Here is a 13064-nt window from a genome sequence, read left to right as displayed (position 1 = left end):
TGCCAAGTGCCATGATGCATCCGAAACTATCGGGTTGCAAGTCGATAATGTTTCGCAAGATAATGCGGCACGATAGCCTGAGTCCATGTCTCCCCGGCCCGCAGGAAAGCATCCGACGCTGCTTCAGGTCGCTCAGGCAGCCGGCACCAGCGTGCCGACGGTCTCGAAGGTGCTGCGCGGCGGCACGGATGTCTCCGTCGAGACTCGTGCCCGCGTCATGGATGCCGTGCAGACGGTCGGCTACACCCGTAGGTCGGGCAACAAGCTCGACGGTGCGCCGGATGAAACCGTTCGTGCCGATGTCATCGACCTGGTCGTCACGCACTTCGAAGGCTCCTGGGCGAACCTGGTGCTCGCGGGCGTCGGCCGGGAGGCAGCAGCGGCCGGCATGGATGTCGTGCTCACGCTGGCGGACGACCCCGATGTCGATTGGGTTTCGAAAGTTCTGCGCCGTCGAGGCATCGGCACCGTCGTCGTTCTCGTCGACCCGACGTCGCGGCAGTTCAACACCCTCACCGCAGCGGGTGCTCCCGTCGTGCTCGTGGAGTCGCAAGGCACACCTCCGGCCGGCGCTGCGAAGGTAGGCGTAGCCAACTGGGACGGCGGTCGGCTTGCCGCCGAGCATCTGCTGTCTCTCGGCCACCGGAGGCTGGGAGTCGTGGCCGGGCACGCTCGACACATCTACAGTCGCGCGCGCGTGGATGGATTCCGTGCGGCGGCCGAGACCTCCGACCTCGGTCACGCGACGGTCTCGGTCGCCTACGGCGCCTGGGAGACGGACGGGGCCGCCGCTGCGACGCACGAACTCCTCGACAAGGATCCGCGGATCACGGGCATCTTCGCCTGCTCAGATCCCATGGCTCTCGGCGTCTATGAGGCGCTGGCAGCGAGGGGGCTGCGAATACCAGAAGACGTGAGTGTCGTCGGTTTCGACGATCTTCCCGAAGCGCACTGGATCAGTCCCACCTTGACGACGATCCGGCAGCCCACGACGGAGCTCGGGGCGACAGCTGTCAGACTGCTGCTCAATCTAGCCCGCGATGACGAGTCGACCGCTCGACTGCAGACGCGAATGGAACTGGCGACCGAACTGGTTGCGCGGGCGTCCAGCGGTCCCGCACCCCACGCCTGACGCTTCGGTGCGCGGAGTTCACCCGGCCGCCGGCCCGGTCGACCGCCGCAGCACCACCTTCGCCGGGGTGGGCCGCCGCTCGGTCTCCTCGCCGGTCATGAGTGCCAGGAGTTGACGGAAGGTGTCGCGGCCTTCCTCCGCGAGTCCGAGCTGGATCGTTGTGAGTGGAGGCCGCACGTAGGCCGCCTCGGGGATGTCGTCCATGCCGGTCACCGAGACATCCTCCGGAACGCGAAGTCCCAGTTCGCTCAGGGCAAGGATGGCGCCGATCGCCATCTGGTCGTTCGCCGCGACGATGGCAGTACAGGAGAGGCCCGGCTGCATCGCGCGCACCGCGTCGTAGCCCGACTTCGCCGACCAGTCCCCGTGCACCACGGCCTCGAGCGCCAGACCGTGAGCGGCCAGTGCGTCGTCGAAGTCCTGCCGCCGGTTCCGCGCCGCCACCCACGTGCCGGGGCCGGCCAGGTGCAGAAAGCGACGGTGACCGAGTTCGACGAGGTGGTCGATCAGCTCGCGGATCGCCTCGCCCCGCATGTCGGGAGCACCGGAGTCGCCGGCGACCATTCCGAACGGGATGACGACAGGCACCTGGAACCTGGCGCTCTCGAACGCGTCGCGGAGTTCGTCCGTTGAGGCGAGGGCGAGGATGCCTGCGACGTCGTGCTGGTTCACGAGCTTGATCGCTTCTTCGACGTTGGCGCGATCGCCGACATCCAGCGTGATGATGTCGAGCACATACCCGTGCGCCCGCGCCTCCTCGCTTGCGCCCTGCGCCACCATGCCGGGGCCGACCTGCGTGATCTCCTGGGTCAGAGCCGCCACGCGATGCGAGCGGTTCGTGGCGAGGGACCGCGCGGTCAGGTTCGGCCGGTAGCCGAGTTCGTCGAGCGCCTTGAGAACGCGTTCCCGGTTGAGCGGCTTGATGCCGGGGTCGCCCTTGAGCAGTCGGCTCACGGTCTGGTGGGACACACCGGCGTGCCGCGCGACATCGTAGATCGTGGGCTGCTTGCCGACGGATCGGTCCGCCGAGGCGCCCATGCCGTCTGGTGACATCTACCCTCCGAATCGGGCGGCGGTGCTCGCCACAACTGTATGGCCGCGATCCATTTCGTTACCGGTAACGAAACTGTAACAGAGGATTGTTACCGGTAACGAAATGAGTTAGCTTTCATGCGAAACCTGTCGCGGTGATCGCCTCTCGGATGCCTCGCCGCGGTAGTCGCCCCCAGCACAGACAACGGAGTCCCCATGCCGTCACCCCACTCCCACGAACCGGCACGCGTGCTGTTCGGAGCCGCCTACTACGCCGAGTACCACAGGAGCGAGCGCACCGAGGAGGACCTCGACCTGATGGTGAGGGCCGGCTTCTCGGTCATCCGTGTCGGGGAGTCCGTGTGGTCGACGTGGGAGCCGCGCGAGGGCGAGTTCGATCTCGAGTGGCTGCAGCCGGTTCTCGACGCAGCCCATCGACGGGGCATCCGCGTGATCCTGGGCACTCCCACCTACGCCGTTCCGCCCTGGCTGCAGACGGCCTATCCCGAGATCGCCGCCGAACGCGAGACCGGTCGACGGATGCCGTGGGGGAGCAGGCAGGAGGCCGACTTCACACATCCCGCGTTCCGCTACTTCGCGGAGCGGATCATCCGCAAGGTGGTGGGCCGCTACGCGCAGCATCCGGCGGTGATCGGCTTTCAGGTGGACAACGAGCCGGGGCTCGAGCTGTTCCACAACCGCGGCGTCTTCACCCGCTTCGTGCGCTGGTTGGAGCGCAGGTACGGCGACGTCGACACGTTGAACCGTGAGTGGGGCCTCACCTACTGGTCGCACCGCATCGCCGACTGGTCCGAGCTGTGGGTGCCGGACGGCAACTCGCTGCCTCAGTACGACCTGGAGTGGCGTCGTTTTCAGGCGGAGCAGACCACCGAGTTCATCGCCTGGCAGGCGGGGATCGTGCGCGAGTACTCCACTCCGAGCCAGTTCGTGACGACCTGTCTGGCGTATCCGCGGCCTGCTGTCGAAGACCGCGAGCTGACCGCGTCACTCGACATCGCCGCCGGCAACCCGTACTACGCGATGCAGGATCACCTGGATCTCACGAAGCACGAGTCGGCGCAGACGCAGTGGACCACGTCGGGTGTCGGTGGCTTCTTCCGGCAGGCGGATCGCCTGTTCTCCTCGAAGCAGGAGCGGTTCCTGGTGACCGAGACGAACGCGCAGTCCATCGGCCAGAGCTTCATGAACCTTCCGCCGTGGCCGGGGCAGCTGCAGGCCGCCGCTCTCGGGATGGTCAGCCGCGGCGCGGCGATGGTCGAGTACTGGCACTGGCACACGCTGCCGTACGGCACCGAGACCTACTGGGGCGGCGTGTTGCCGCACAGTCTGCGCCCGGGGCGCGTGTACGACGAGATCGCCGAGATCGGGCACCTCCTGCAGCGGGTGGGAACGGCGCTCGACGGGTACATCCCGGATGCCGACGCCGCGCTCCTGTGGTCGAACGACTCGCGCTGGGCACTCGAGTTCTTCCCGGCGCTCAGCCGCGACGGCGGCCCGGATCGGCAGACGTACGAGCACATCTTCGACGCGTTCCACACCGGCGTCGTGGAGTCCGGAGCGCAGGCGCGAATCCTGCACGTCGAGCAGGCGAACGCGATCGGAGCCCGCGAACTGGCGGAGCGCTTCCCGACGCTGGTGGTCCCCGCGCTGTACGTCGCCGACGACGAGACGCTCGACCTGCTCGGTGAGTACGCGAGCGCGGGCGGCCACCTCGTCATAGGGCCGCGCACCGCGTACGGCGACGAGCTCGCCAGGGCGCGCATCGCGGTCGCCCCCGAACGGCTGGCCGGCGCCGCGGGCGTGCACTACGACGAGTACTCCAACCTCGAGGCGCCGGTGACGGTTTCCTCGTCCGTCATCGAACTCGATGAGGATGCCTCGGCCACGGCGTGGATCGACGGGCTCATCTCCGACGGAGCCGACGAGATCGTGAGCTACCGGCATCCGCGATTCGGCGACTTCCCCGCCGTCACGTCGAAGGCACACGGGGACGGCCGGGTCACGGTCGTCGGCACGGTTCCCTCCCGCAGTCTCGCCGCGGCACTGATGCGGTGGGCGGTGCCGAAGCGGGTGGCCGACGAGCTCGCGCCCGAGCGCAACACGCCGCTCACCGTGACGTCAGGACGCATGCCGGACGGCACGCGCGCCTGGTTCCTCATCAACTGGAGCGGCGAGGAGCGGCAGGTGCGACTCCTGCCGACGACGCGCGACGTGGCCGACGGCTCCGAGTCCGCGCCGAACGCACTCCACATGCTTCCGGCCTGGTCGAGCCGGATCCTCCTGACAGAGCCCAGCGACCGAGACGAGGGCGACCTCGTGCCGAGCACCACCGAAGAAAGAGAAGGTCGACGATGAAATTCCGAAAGACAGCACTGGCGCTGGCCTCCGGCGTCACGGCGCTCGCGCTGCTCCTCAGCGGATGCAGCAGCCCGGGCGCCAGCACCGGATCCACGAAGCCGGTGAGCCAGTCCGACATCGACAAGGCGATGAACACGCCCACCACGCTCACGTTCTGGACCTGGGTGCCGAACATCCAGGACGAGGTGAACCTCTTCGAGAAGAAGTATCCGAAGATCAAGGTCAACGTCGTCAACACCACCGGTGGCGCCCAGCACTACCCGAAGCTGCGGGCGGCGCTCAAGGCGGGCAAGGGCATCCCGGATGTCGCGCAGGTGGAGTACGACTACATCCCCTCGTTCACCCAGACGAAGAGCCTGCTGAACCTCACGCCGTACGGCGCGTCCGACCTGAAGAACGACTACGTCGGCTGGGTGTGGAACCAGGTGGCGAACAGCTCGGGTGTGTGGGCAGTGCCGCAGGACTCCGGGCCGCTCGGCACCCTGTACCGCGACGACATCTTCAAGGCGGCCGGCCTGAACGGCGCACCGGCCACGTGGGACGACTTCGCCAAGGCGGCAGCAGACGTGAAGTCGAAGACGGGCTCGTACATCACCGATCTGCCCGGCAACGACATGTTCCAGATGATCTCGTTCTTCTGGCAGGCCGGCGCGCAGCCGTTCAGCTACGACGGCAAGAAGACCGTCGGGATCGACCTGAACTCGGCCACCGACCAGAAGGTCGTCGCGTACTGGCAGGACCTGATCAACAAGGGCCTGGTCGCCACCGATCCCGACTTCACCGACGCCTACTACCAGGGCCTGGCTGCGAACAAGTACGCCAGCTGGCTGGTCGCAGCGTGGGGCCCCGTGTTCCTGCAGGGCACCGTGAAGAGCACCAGTGGCAAGTGGCGGGCCGGCACCATTCCGCAGTGGCAGGCGGGCGCAGATGTCTCCGGCAACTGGGGCGGCTCGTCGGATGCCGTCATGGCGGCATCGAAGAACCCGATCGCCGCGTACGAGCTCGCGAAGTTCATCAACAACGACCAGCAGTCCACGCTGATGATGGCGAACAAGCAGTTCCTGTTCCCCACGACGACATCGACGCTCAAGGACCCGCAGTTCGTGGACGCGAAGAGCGACTTCTACGGCGGACAGCAGGTGAACAAGTTCTTCGCCCAGGTCTCCGACACCGTCAACCCGAAGTTCCAGTGGCTGCCGTTCATGGATTACGTGAACTCCAGCTACGGGACGACGCTCGGCAAGGCGATCGCCGATCACGGCGACCTGAAGGCAGCGTTGGCGACCTGGCAGAACCAGGTCGTCAGCTACGCGAAGCAGCAGGGTTTCACCGTCAAGTGAGCACAGCGGGTCCGGGCCACTATCGCCCGGACCCGCTGTCGTACAAGGAGTCGACCATGTCCGTTCTCACCGCCCGGCGCAGCTCGCCGGGCCCGTCCACCCGGCAACGCACGTCGGGCAGGATCGGCGCAGCGCAGACGCGCGCCGCGTGGATCCTCCTCATCCCGTTCCTCGTGATCTTCGCCGCGATGTTCCTCGCGCCGCTGATCTACTCGCTCTACCTCAGCCTGTTCAGCTCGCAGCTCGTCGGCGGGCAGGTGTTCGCCGGTCTCGGCAACTACATCCGTGCCGTCCAGGACCCGAGCTTCTGGGCCGGCCTCGGCAGAGTCGGGCTCTTCCTGCTCGTGCAGGTGCCGATCATGCTCGTCGCCGCGATCTGCTTCGCACTCGCGCTGGACAGCAAGCGAGTGCGTGGCGGCAGGGCCGCGCGCCTCCTGGTGTTCGTGCCATATGCGGTGCCCAGCGTCGTGGCGACCCTGATGTGGGGCTACCTGTACGGCACCGACTTCGGCCTGATCACGCAGATCTTCCACGCCCTCGGGCTGTCGGCCCCCGACCTGCTGTCGCCGCAGAACATCCTCGGCTCGACGATGAACATCGTCTGTTGGGAGTTCATCGGATACAACATGATCATCCTGTACGCGGCGCTGCGCTCCATCCCGGAGGATCTGTACGAAGCCGCGGAGATCGACGGCGCCGGTCAGTTCCGCGTCGCGTGGAGCATCAAGCTGCCGGCCATCCGTCAGGCGCTGCTGCTCACGGTGATCTTCTCGATCATCGGATCGTTCCAGCTGTTCAACGAGCCGAACCTGCTGTCCAACATCGCTCCGAACGCCATCGGCACCGACTTCACGCCGAACCTCTACGCGTACAACGTGGCGTTCAAGAACCAGGACATCAACTACGCCGCCGCGATCGCGTTCCTGCTGGGCATCATCATCATGATCGTCTCCTTCGTCGTGCAGACCGCTGCCAACCGGAAGGAGCGCGAGTCATGAGCACCACCATTCGTTCCGCGTCGCCGTCGGTCGCGAGTGCCGGGGGCAAGCATCCGGAGCCTCGGCGCGGGTGCAAGGTGCTCGAGCGCGACAAGCGCCGCAGCACCCTGCTCACGATCTTCGTGTGGATCTCGCTGATCTACTTCATCGTTCCGCTGCTGTGGCTGTTCATCTCCACGACGAAGGACAACTCCGACCTGTTCAGCACGTTCGGACTGTGGTTCGGCAACTCGTTCCAGTTCTTCGCCAACTTCGCGAACCTTTTCACGTTCCAGGGCGGCGTGTTCTGGCAGTGGGGGCTGAACACGATCATCTACTCCGTGACCAGCGCGGTGGGTGCTGCGGCGCTCGCCACGGCGGCCGGGTACTCGCTGGCGAAGTACCGGTTCCGCGGGCGAACGGCGGTGTTCTCCGTGATCCTCGGTTCCATCATGGTTCCGCTGACGGCACTGGCGATCCCGACCTACCTGCTGTTCGCGGCGGCGAACCTGACGGACTCGATGTGGGCGATCATCCTGCCATCGCTGGTGAGCCCGTTCGGCGTCTACCTGATGCGCGTGTACGCCCTCGAATCGGTGGATGACAGTCTGCTCGAGGCGGCGCGGATCGACGGCGCAGGCGAGTTCCGCATCTTCGGGACCATCGGCATCCGGCTGCTATCTCCCGGCATCGTCACGGTCGTGCTGTTCCAGCTGGTGGCCACGTGGAACAACTACTTCCTGCCGCTGATCATGCTGAACACGCCGTCGCTGTTCCCGGTGACGGTCGGACTCGCGCAGTGGCAGGCGACCGCCTCGGCCGGCGGCGGCGCACAGGTGCTGTTCTCGACCGTGCTGACCGGGGCGTTCGTGTCGATCATTCCGCTGATCGTCGCGTTCCTGTTCCTGCAGCGCTATTGGCAGTCCGGGCTCGCCACCGGGAGCGTGAAGGGGTAGCGCCAGGGCGGATGCCGCGGTGCCCGTCGCGTGCCGACTCCTTCGCGGCGGGCGCCGCTTCTCAATGACGCCGGACGCACCTCCGCGCCCGGCGCCAGACGAGCTCGCCGGATCACCAGGTCAGCGTGTTGAGCCCCGGCAGGGTCAGCAACTTGCTGTCGACGGTGACCAGGATGAGGTTCTCCCGCAGCGCCTGGGCCACGAGGAACCTGTCGAAGGGATCACGATTGTCCCAGGTCATGCTCCCGGCCAGAACCGCATGATCTGCGCTGATCGGCAAGTGTTCCGCCCCGATCTCGGTTGTTCGGGCGGTCCAGGCGGCAGTGAGGCCGTGACCGGCGTCCAGTCTGCCAAGGCGTGTCTTGGTCGCCACCTCCATCGCCGACGCCGCAGAGACCAGAAGCACGTTCTGCTTGTCCGCAAGTGCAGCTCTCGCCTGGGCGGCTACTCGCTCGGGCGACACCAGTAGCCACAGCAGCACATGTGTGTCGAGGAGGTACCTCACTCCCACGCGGCCAGCTCCTCCTCCGGCAGCGCCGCATCGAAGTCATTGGGTACGTCGAAGGACATCGTGCCGAAGACACGTGCCTCAGGCTCTTTGATCGGGACTATCCGCGCGACGGCGGTACCGGCCCGGGCGATCGTCACGGCCTCGCCGTGCTCGACCCGCACGAGTAGCGCCGACAGCTGCGTCTTCGCCTCTTGGATGTTCACCGTGGTCATGCCTGGATTCTACGCGCGGTTGACCAGGTCCACCAGACCAGCCTGGTCGAACGGGATCAGGCGCGCGGCTGGGACTCGGCGGGCGCCGGGACGGGAGTGCGGGCATCCCTATGCGGCTTGCCGCGGACGCGGCCGACCGCGATCACGACCCCGGCGACGACCGCGATGCCCACGGCGATGCCCACGATGTACGCCACGACGCCGAGGTATCCGCCGGTGGTCGCCGAGTGCGGGTCGAGGAACGGGTACGGGTACCAGTACGGCGCGCCCGTGCCCGGGTTCGTCACCAGCGGGCCGCGCACCATCGTGTAGATCACCCACACCAGGGGGAAGCCGAGCACAGCGCCGATCGCGCCCCAGCCGAGACACCGGCGTCGCGGCCCGAGGAAGAGGTCGGCGAGCAGGAACAGCGGCCCGACGACGTGCAGAACCTCGTTCGACCACGGCACGGTGCTGCCCTGCGGAAGCGGGATGCCCCGCAGCAGGGTGTTGTAGACGATTCCGGTGATCACCATGTAGGTCGTGACGCTCGCGAGAGCGATTCCCAGCACCCGGGGTTCGGGGGAGCTCTTCGCGCGTCCTCGCGACCAGAACCAGGCGACCGCCCACGCCAGCACGATGACCGAGAGCACGTTGGAAAGGATGGTGAAGAAGCTGAAGAAGTTCGCGATGGTGGTGCCGACATCCCTGCCGCCGCTGATCGCGCCCCCGATCGTCGCATCGGCCTGCGCGATGATCGCGGCGGTGATGAGTGCGGCGGCGACGGCGCGGAGCACCGTCCACGTGTTGGCCCAGGCGGGGGTGCGCAGCATGTGTCGACACTAGGGGAGCGGCGTCGATTACGAAATGACAACGAACCCCTCAAAGCGTCTTCAGCCGACTTCGATCCTGGTTTCGGATGCGTGTTCCAGCATGGGATTCAGGCGATCAACGGAGCTCACCTGAAGTCATGTAGGTGGTCGTGCCGCGCTCTGCGGCACGACCGTGGAGTCATTCGGGGGTTCCATGAGCGTCTGGTCGTTCATCAAGGTTGTCGGCGATACGGACCGCGAGGGGCGCGGACGCGTCGCCGTGTTTCTGCGCATGCTCGTCACGATGCTCGCAGGAGCGGTCGTCGCCGGTGTGGCCGTCGCGATGGTCGTCGGGCTCGCCGTGCTGATCTGGGGCGGCACGTTCGTCGGCCTCGCGCAGCAGGCCGGCCACATGTAACGGTTCAGGCTTCGACGCGCTCGCCCACGCCCTGCGATCGGCTCGACACGGCCCGAGGGAACAGACCTCGAACGACGAGGTTCCACAACCACGCGATGAGCAGCGCTCCGGCGACGCCTGCGAGAATCGCGCCAACGATATCCGTCGCGTAGTGCGCGCCGACGTAGAGGCGCGACAACGCGGTGACGAGCACGAGCAGGATGCCCAGCACTGCGACGATCGCGCGCGTCCAGCCGCGCCGGCAGACGACGAGCACCGCAACGGTCAGCGTCACCGCGAACACCGTGTGTCCGCTCGGGAAGCTCTGCGTCGCATGGGACACGTTGAGCACGTGAGCCACAGAGTTCAGCGGTGGGCGCGGCTCGGAGACGATCGCCTTGGGCACCAGGCAGAGCAGCCATCCGGCTCCCGCAATGACGACGGCGGCCAGCGCACGCGGCCACGACACGAGCAGCCCGACCAGCACACCGACCACGACGAGGATGACGGCCACGACGGTCACGGAGTCGAGCTTGTCGAGCGCGCGTGCGACCGTGTCGAGAAGCGACGCGTGCTTGGCGTTCAGCGCTCGGTCGAGGGCGAGCTGGGAGGAGAGCCATCCGGTCGAGGCCTTCGCGGCGAACCCGAGCGCGAACGTAGCCACCCAGAGCACGATCGCGATCCACAGGGTGCCGGGCGGCAACGACACGAGCGGAGACGTGCGGGACCGGTGTGCGGACATTCCGTCAGTCTGCCGCGCGTCGGATGCCTGAAGGTTGCGATCGCCGCGTGTCGGCTGCGAGTACGCACAGGAGCGCTTCCCTCCCGCCGGATATCGCAGGTTGAGTAGCGACCGAAGGCCGCGTATCGAAACCAAAGCTGTAGCGGCTGGGTTTCGATACGCCCGCTTCGCGGGCTACTCAACCGGCGATGAGGGGGCGGCGGCTTCCTCCGCCTCGGTCTCCTCCGGCCCGAACCAGCGGCCGGCCGCGATCGCGAGCGCCGACCCGATCACGCCGGCGACGAGCGCGAAGATCGTCCAGCCGGTGCCCCACTTCGAGCGTCCGAAGGCGCCGTCGACGGATGCCTTGCCCGGCCGTCCGGCCAGCAACAGCGCCGCGGCGGCCATCACGAGGTTGAATTCGAAGCCGCCGTTGGTGTTCCACACCCCGTTCTTCAGGTGCACCTTGCGCACGGCCGTGACCATCGTCGCGATGAGACCGGCGGATGCCAGCGGTGTGGCAGCACCCAGCGCCAGGGCAGCACCGCCGCCGGCCTCAACCGCCCCCGCCGCGTATGCCTGCAGCTTCGGCGGATGCATGTCGAGGGCAGCCATCGTCTTCTCGGTCCTCTCGATGCCGCCGCCACCGAACAGGTGGGTCAGCTTCTGCAGCCCGTGTCCGACGAAAAGCAACCCGACGACGACTCTCAGAACGAACGTGCCCATGCGGTCCCCCTCGATTCGGATGTCTCTTGCATCCGTTCTATACGCCGTGCCGCGACTCCGGGACCCCGATTGCGCACATCGAACTCACAGCGAACGGACGTGGATGCGGGAACTCCCGGGTGCTCGCCCGTGTTCTTCCTGACGTGAGCCGCGGTGGCTGCAAGGGGCAGGCATCCGTGATCACAATGAGACGAACGACACGAAGGAGATCTCGACATGAGTACCGAGCGAGCGATTCTCGCGGGCGGATGTTTCTGGGGCGCTCAGGAGCTTCTGCGCAAGAAGCCGGGAGTGATCTCCACGCGCACCGGCTACTCCGGCGACCCGAACACGCCGAACGCCACGTATCGGCGCCACGGCGACCACGCGGAGTCCGTGGAGATCGTGTTCGACCCCAGCGTGATCAGCTACCGGGAACTGCTGGAGTTCTTCTTCCAGATCCACGATCCGTCGAAGAAGAACCGGCAGGGCAACGACATCGGTCGCAGCTACCGCTCGGCGATCTTCTACACGACGCCCGAGCAGGAGCGCGTTGCGCGCGAGACGATCGCGGATGTGGACGCGTCCGGGCTCTGGCCGGGCAAGGTCGTGACCGAGGTGGAGCCGGCCGGCGAGTTCTGGGAGGCCGAGGAGGAGCACCAGGACTATCTGCAGAAGTATCCAGCGGGTTACACCTGCCACTGGGTGCGGCCGAACTGGCGGCTCCCGCGCCGGGAGGCCGCTTCGGCGTAAGCCCGAACATGCCGGACCGCATGATGCGCCGGAAATAACACGATCCGCCGCACGGAACACCTCGTTCCGTGCGGCGGATCGTTCGTTTTGCGGCAGAGCGTTCGTCGGCTGGATGCGGGAAGGGCTCGCGATCTTGCATCGCCGACTCAACTCGTGTTAACTGCCATTCAACACGAGTTGAACAAGGGAGTTCCATGCAGCGCATCATCCTGGACACCGACCTCGCGATGGGTGCGCCCGGCTCGGACATCGACGACGGTTTTGCCCTCGCCCTCGCGCACGCCGATGACGGCATCCAGCTCGACATGGTCACCACCGTCAACGGAAATACCGATGTGGAGTCGGCGACGCTGCTCGCACTCGAGCTGCGCCGTCGTCTCGGAATCGACGTACCTATCTACCGGGGAGCGTCAACGGCTCTGACGCACCCTGAGCGCATCCGGAAGCCATCCGCTGACGTGATCGCGAGCTTCGGCGTCGGCCTCGAGGCCGATCCGGGATACGCGGCAGTCGAGATGGTCCGTCACGTCATGGCCCACCCGGGCGAGATCACGATCGTGGCGATCGGACCGCTGACCAACGTGGCGGCTGCGATCGCGCTCGAGCCGGCCTTCGCGTCGAACGTGAGGGAGCTGGTCATCATGGGCGGCGTCTTCCTCGGCACGATGGGACACCGCGAAATGCCGGGAGAGTTCAACGTCTGGGTCGACCCGGAGGCCGCCGAGGCGGTGTTGAGGTCGGGTATGAAGCAGCGATGGGTCGGGCTCGACGTGACACTGAAGGTACGGCTCACTCGGGACCACGCCCGGCAGCTCAAGGAGAGCACCGGCGAGTTCGCGCGACTCGCCGGCGAGTCCACGCTCGCGTGGATCGACTTCCTGCAGCAGCGCAACCCGGGCGATCCGTCGCTCGCCGATTCGTGTGCCATGCACGACCCGCTGGCGGTCGCGGCGATCACGCATCCAGAGTTCCTCACCTGGAGCGATGCTGCGGTCTCCGTCGTGACCGGCGACGGGATCGCGCGCGGCGTCATGGTCGCCGACCTTCTCTATTCAGCACAACCACCACAACCGAATTGCACCATCGCCACGGCTGTCGACTCCGACAGCTTCACGGAGTACTTCCTCCGGTCGCTCTCCTCGCTCTGAGCGGCGTTCG

At 66.7% G+C, this 13064-nt stretch carries 14 protein-coding genes; 8 read left to right on the top strand and 6 right to left on the bottom strand.

All coding sequences use genetic code 11. The annotated features are described in order from the left end of the window. The first annotated feature begins 85 nt into the window (after nucleotides 1-85). Nucleotides 86-1132, top strand: coding sequence for a LacI family DNA-binding transcriptional regulator (locus ACTHNC_RS14820; RefSeq protein WP_440295385.1), 1047 nt, complete (start codon nucleotides 86-88; stop codon nucleotides 1130-1132). Nucleotides 1133-1150: 18 nt separating this feature from the next. Here ACTHNC_RS14820 and ACTHNC_RS14815 read toward each other — a convergent pair whose 3' ends face one another. Further along, nucleotides 1151-2185 (bottom strand): LacI family DNA-binding transcriptional regulator, encoded by a 1035-nt coding sequence (locus ACTHNC_RS14815; protein ID WP_440295384.1) that lies wholly within the window; start codon nucleotides 2183-2185, stop codon nucleotides 1151-1153. 195 nt (nucleotides 2186-2380) lie between these two features. On the opposite strand from ACTHNC_RS14815, the gene ACTHNC_RS14810 reads away from it, so the two are divergent. The 4 genes from ACTHNC_RS14810 to ACTHNC_RS14795 are packed head-to-tail and all read left to right on the top strand — an operon-like array spanning nucleotide 2381 to nucleotide 7816. After that, on the top strand, nucleotides 2381-4540 hold the full coding sequence (locus ACTHNC_RS14810; protein WP_440295383.1) for a beta-galactosidase: 2160 nt from the start codon (nucleotides 2381-2383) through the stop codon (nucleotides 4538-4540). Beyond that, nucleotides 4537-5883, top strand: a complete 1347-nt coding sequence (locus ACTHNC_RS14805; protein WP_440295382.1) for an ABC transporter substrate-binding protein — start codon at nucleotides 4537-4539, stop codon at nucleotides 5881-5883. Before ACTHNC_RS14810 ends, ACTHNC_RS14805 begins: the two co-directional genes overlap by 4 nt. Before the next feature lie 56 nt (nucleotides 5884-5939). Next, nucleotides 5940-6881, top strand: coding sequence for a carbohydrate ABC transporter permease (locus ACTHNC_RS14800; RefSeq protein ID WP_440295381.1), 942 nt, complete (start codon nucleotides 5940-5942; stop codon nucleotides 6879-6881). Beyond that, the gene (locus tag ACTHNC_RS14795; protein ID WP_440295380.1) at nucleotides 6878-7816 is read left to right on the top strand and encodes a carbohydrate ABC transporter permease; all 939 of its coding nucleotides are present in this window, start codon (nucleotides 6878-6880) and stop codon (nucleotides 7814-7816) included. Before ACTHNC_RS14800 ends, ACTHNC_RS14795 begins: the two co-directional genes overlap by 4 nt. Nucleotides 7817-7928: 112 nt before the next feature. Here the strand turns inward: ACTHNC_RS14795 and ACTHNC_RS14790 are convergent, their stop codons facing one another. The 3 genes from ACTHNC_RS14790 to ACTHNC_RS14780 are packed head-to-tail and all read right to left on the bottom strand — an operon-like array spanning nucleotide 7929 to nucleotide 9351. Then, nucleotides 7929-8321 (bottom strand): type II toxin-antitoxin system VapC family toxin, encoded by a 393-nt coding sequence (locus tag ACTHNC_RS14790; RefSeq protein ID WP_440295379.1) that lies wholly within the window; start codon nucleotides 8319-8321, stop codon nucleotides 7929-7931. Beyond that, nucleotides 8318-8539 carry a type II toxin-antitoxin system Phd/YefM family antitoxin gene (locus ACTHNC_RS14785; protein ID WP_440295378.1) on the bottom strand — a complete coding sequence of 74 codons (222 nt, stop codon included), beginning with the start codon at nucleotides 8537-8539 and terminating at the stop codon, nucleotides 8318-8320. The genes ACTHNC_RS14790 and ACTHNC_RS14785 overlap by 4 nt, the downstream gene beginning before the upstream one ends. 56 nt (nucleotides 8540-8595) lie before the next feature. Beyond that, nucleotides 8596-9351 carry a Pr6Pr family membrane protein gene (locus ACTHNC_RS14780; protein WP_440295377.1) on the bottom strand — a complete coding sequence of 252 codons (756 nt, stop codon included), beginning with the start codon at nucleotides 9349-9351 and terminating at the stop codon, nucleotides 8596-8598. A 193-nt stretch (nucleotides 9352-9544) separates the two neighbouring features. On the opposite strand from ACTHNC_RS14780, the gene ACTHNC_RS14775 reads away from it, so the two are divergent. Then, nucleotides 9545-9748 carry a hypothetical protein gene (locus tag ACTHNC_RS14775; RefSeq protein ID WP_440295376.1) on the top strand — a complete coding sequence of 68 codons (204 nt, stop codon included), beginning with the start codon at nucleotides 9545-9547 and terminating at the stop codon, nucleotides 9746-9748. A 4-nt stretch (nucleotides 9749-9752) separates the two neighbouring features. Here the strand turns inward: ACTHNC_RS14775 and ACTHNC_RS14770 are convergent, their stop codons facing one another. Both ACTHNC_RS14770 and ACTHNC_RS14765 read right to left on the bottom strand, forming a co-directional pair. Further along, nucleotides 9753-10469, bottom strand: coding sequence for a phosphatase PAP2 family protein (locus ACTHNC_RS14770; RefSeq protein WP_440295375.1), 717 nt, complete (start codon nucleotides 10467-10469; stop codon nucleotides 9753-9755). Between the two features lie 174 nt (nucleotides 10470-10643). After that, nucleotides 10644-11174: a DoxX family protein gene (locus ACTHNC_RS14765; protein ID WP_440295374.1), complete on the bottom strand. Its 531-nt coding sequence runs from the start codon at nucleotides 11172-11174 to the stop codon at nucleotides 10644-10646. 216 nt (nucleotides 11175-11390) lie between these two features. Here ACTHNC_RS14765 and msrA point away from each other — a divergent pair, with 216 nt between their 5' ends. Together msrA and ACTHNC_RS14755 are read left to right on the top strand one after the other, a co-directional pair. Further along, nucleotides 11391-11906 carry a peptide-methionine (S)-S-oxide reductase MsrA gene (gene msrA / locus ACTHNC_RS14760; RefSeq protein WP_440295373.1) on the top strand — a complete coding sequence of 172 codons (516 nt, stop codon included), beginning with the start codon at nucleotides 11391-11393 and terminating at the stop codon, nucleotides 11904-11906. Nucleotides 11907-12100: 194 nt separating this feature from the next. Beyond that, nucleotides 12101-13054 carry a nucleoside hydrolase gene (locus tag ACTHNC_RS14755; protein ID WP_440295372.1) on the top strand — a complete coding sequence of 318 codons (954 nt, stop codon included), beginning with the start codon at nucleotides 12101-12103 and terminating at the stop codon, nucleotides 13052-13054. The last annotated feature ends 10 nt before the right edge of the window (nucleotides 13055-13064 follow it).

Source organism: Humibacter sp. (assembly GCF_051954055.1).
Lineage (GTDB): Bacteria > Actinomycetota > Actinomycetes > Actinomycetales > Microbacteriaceae > Humibacter.
This window is presented reverse-complemented; position numbering and strand designations above follow the sequence as displayed.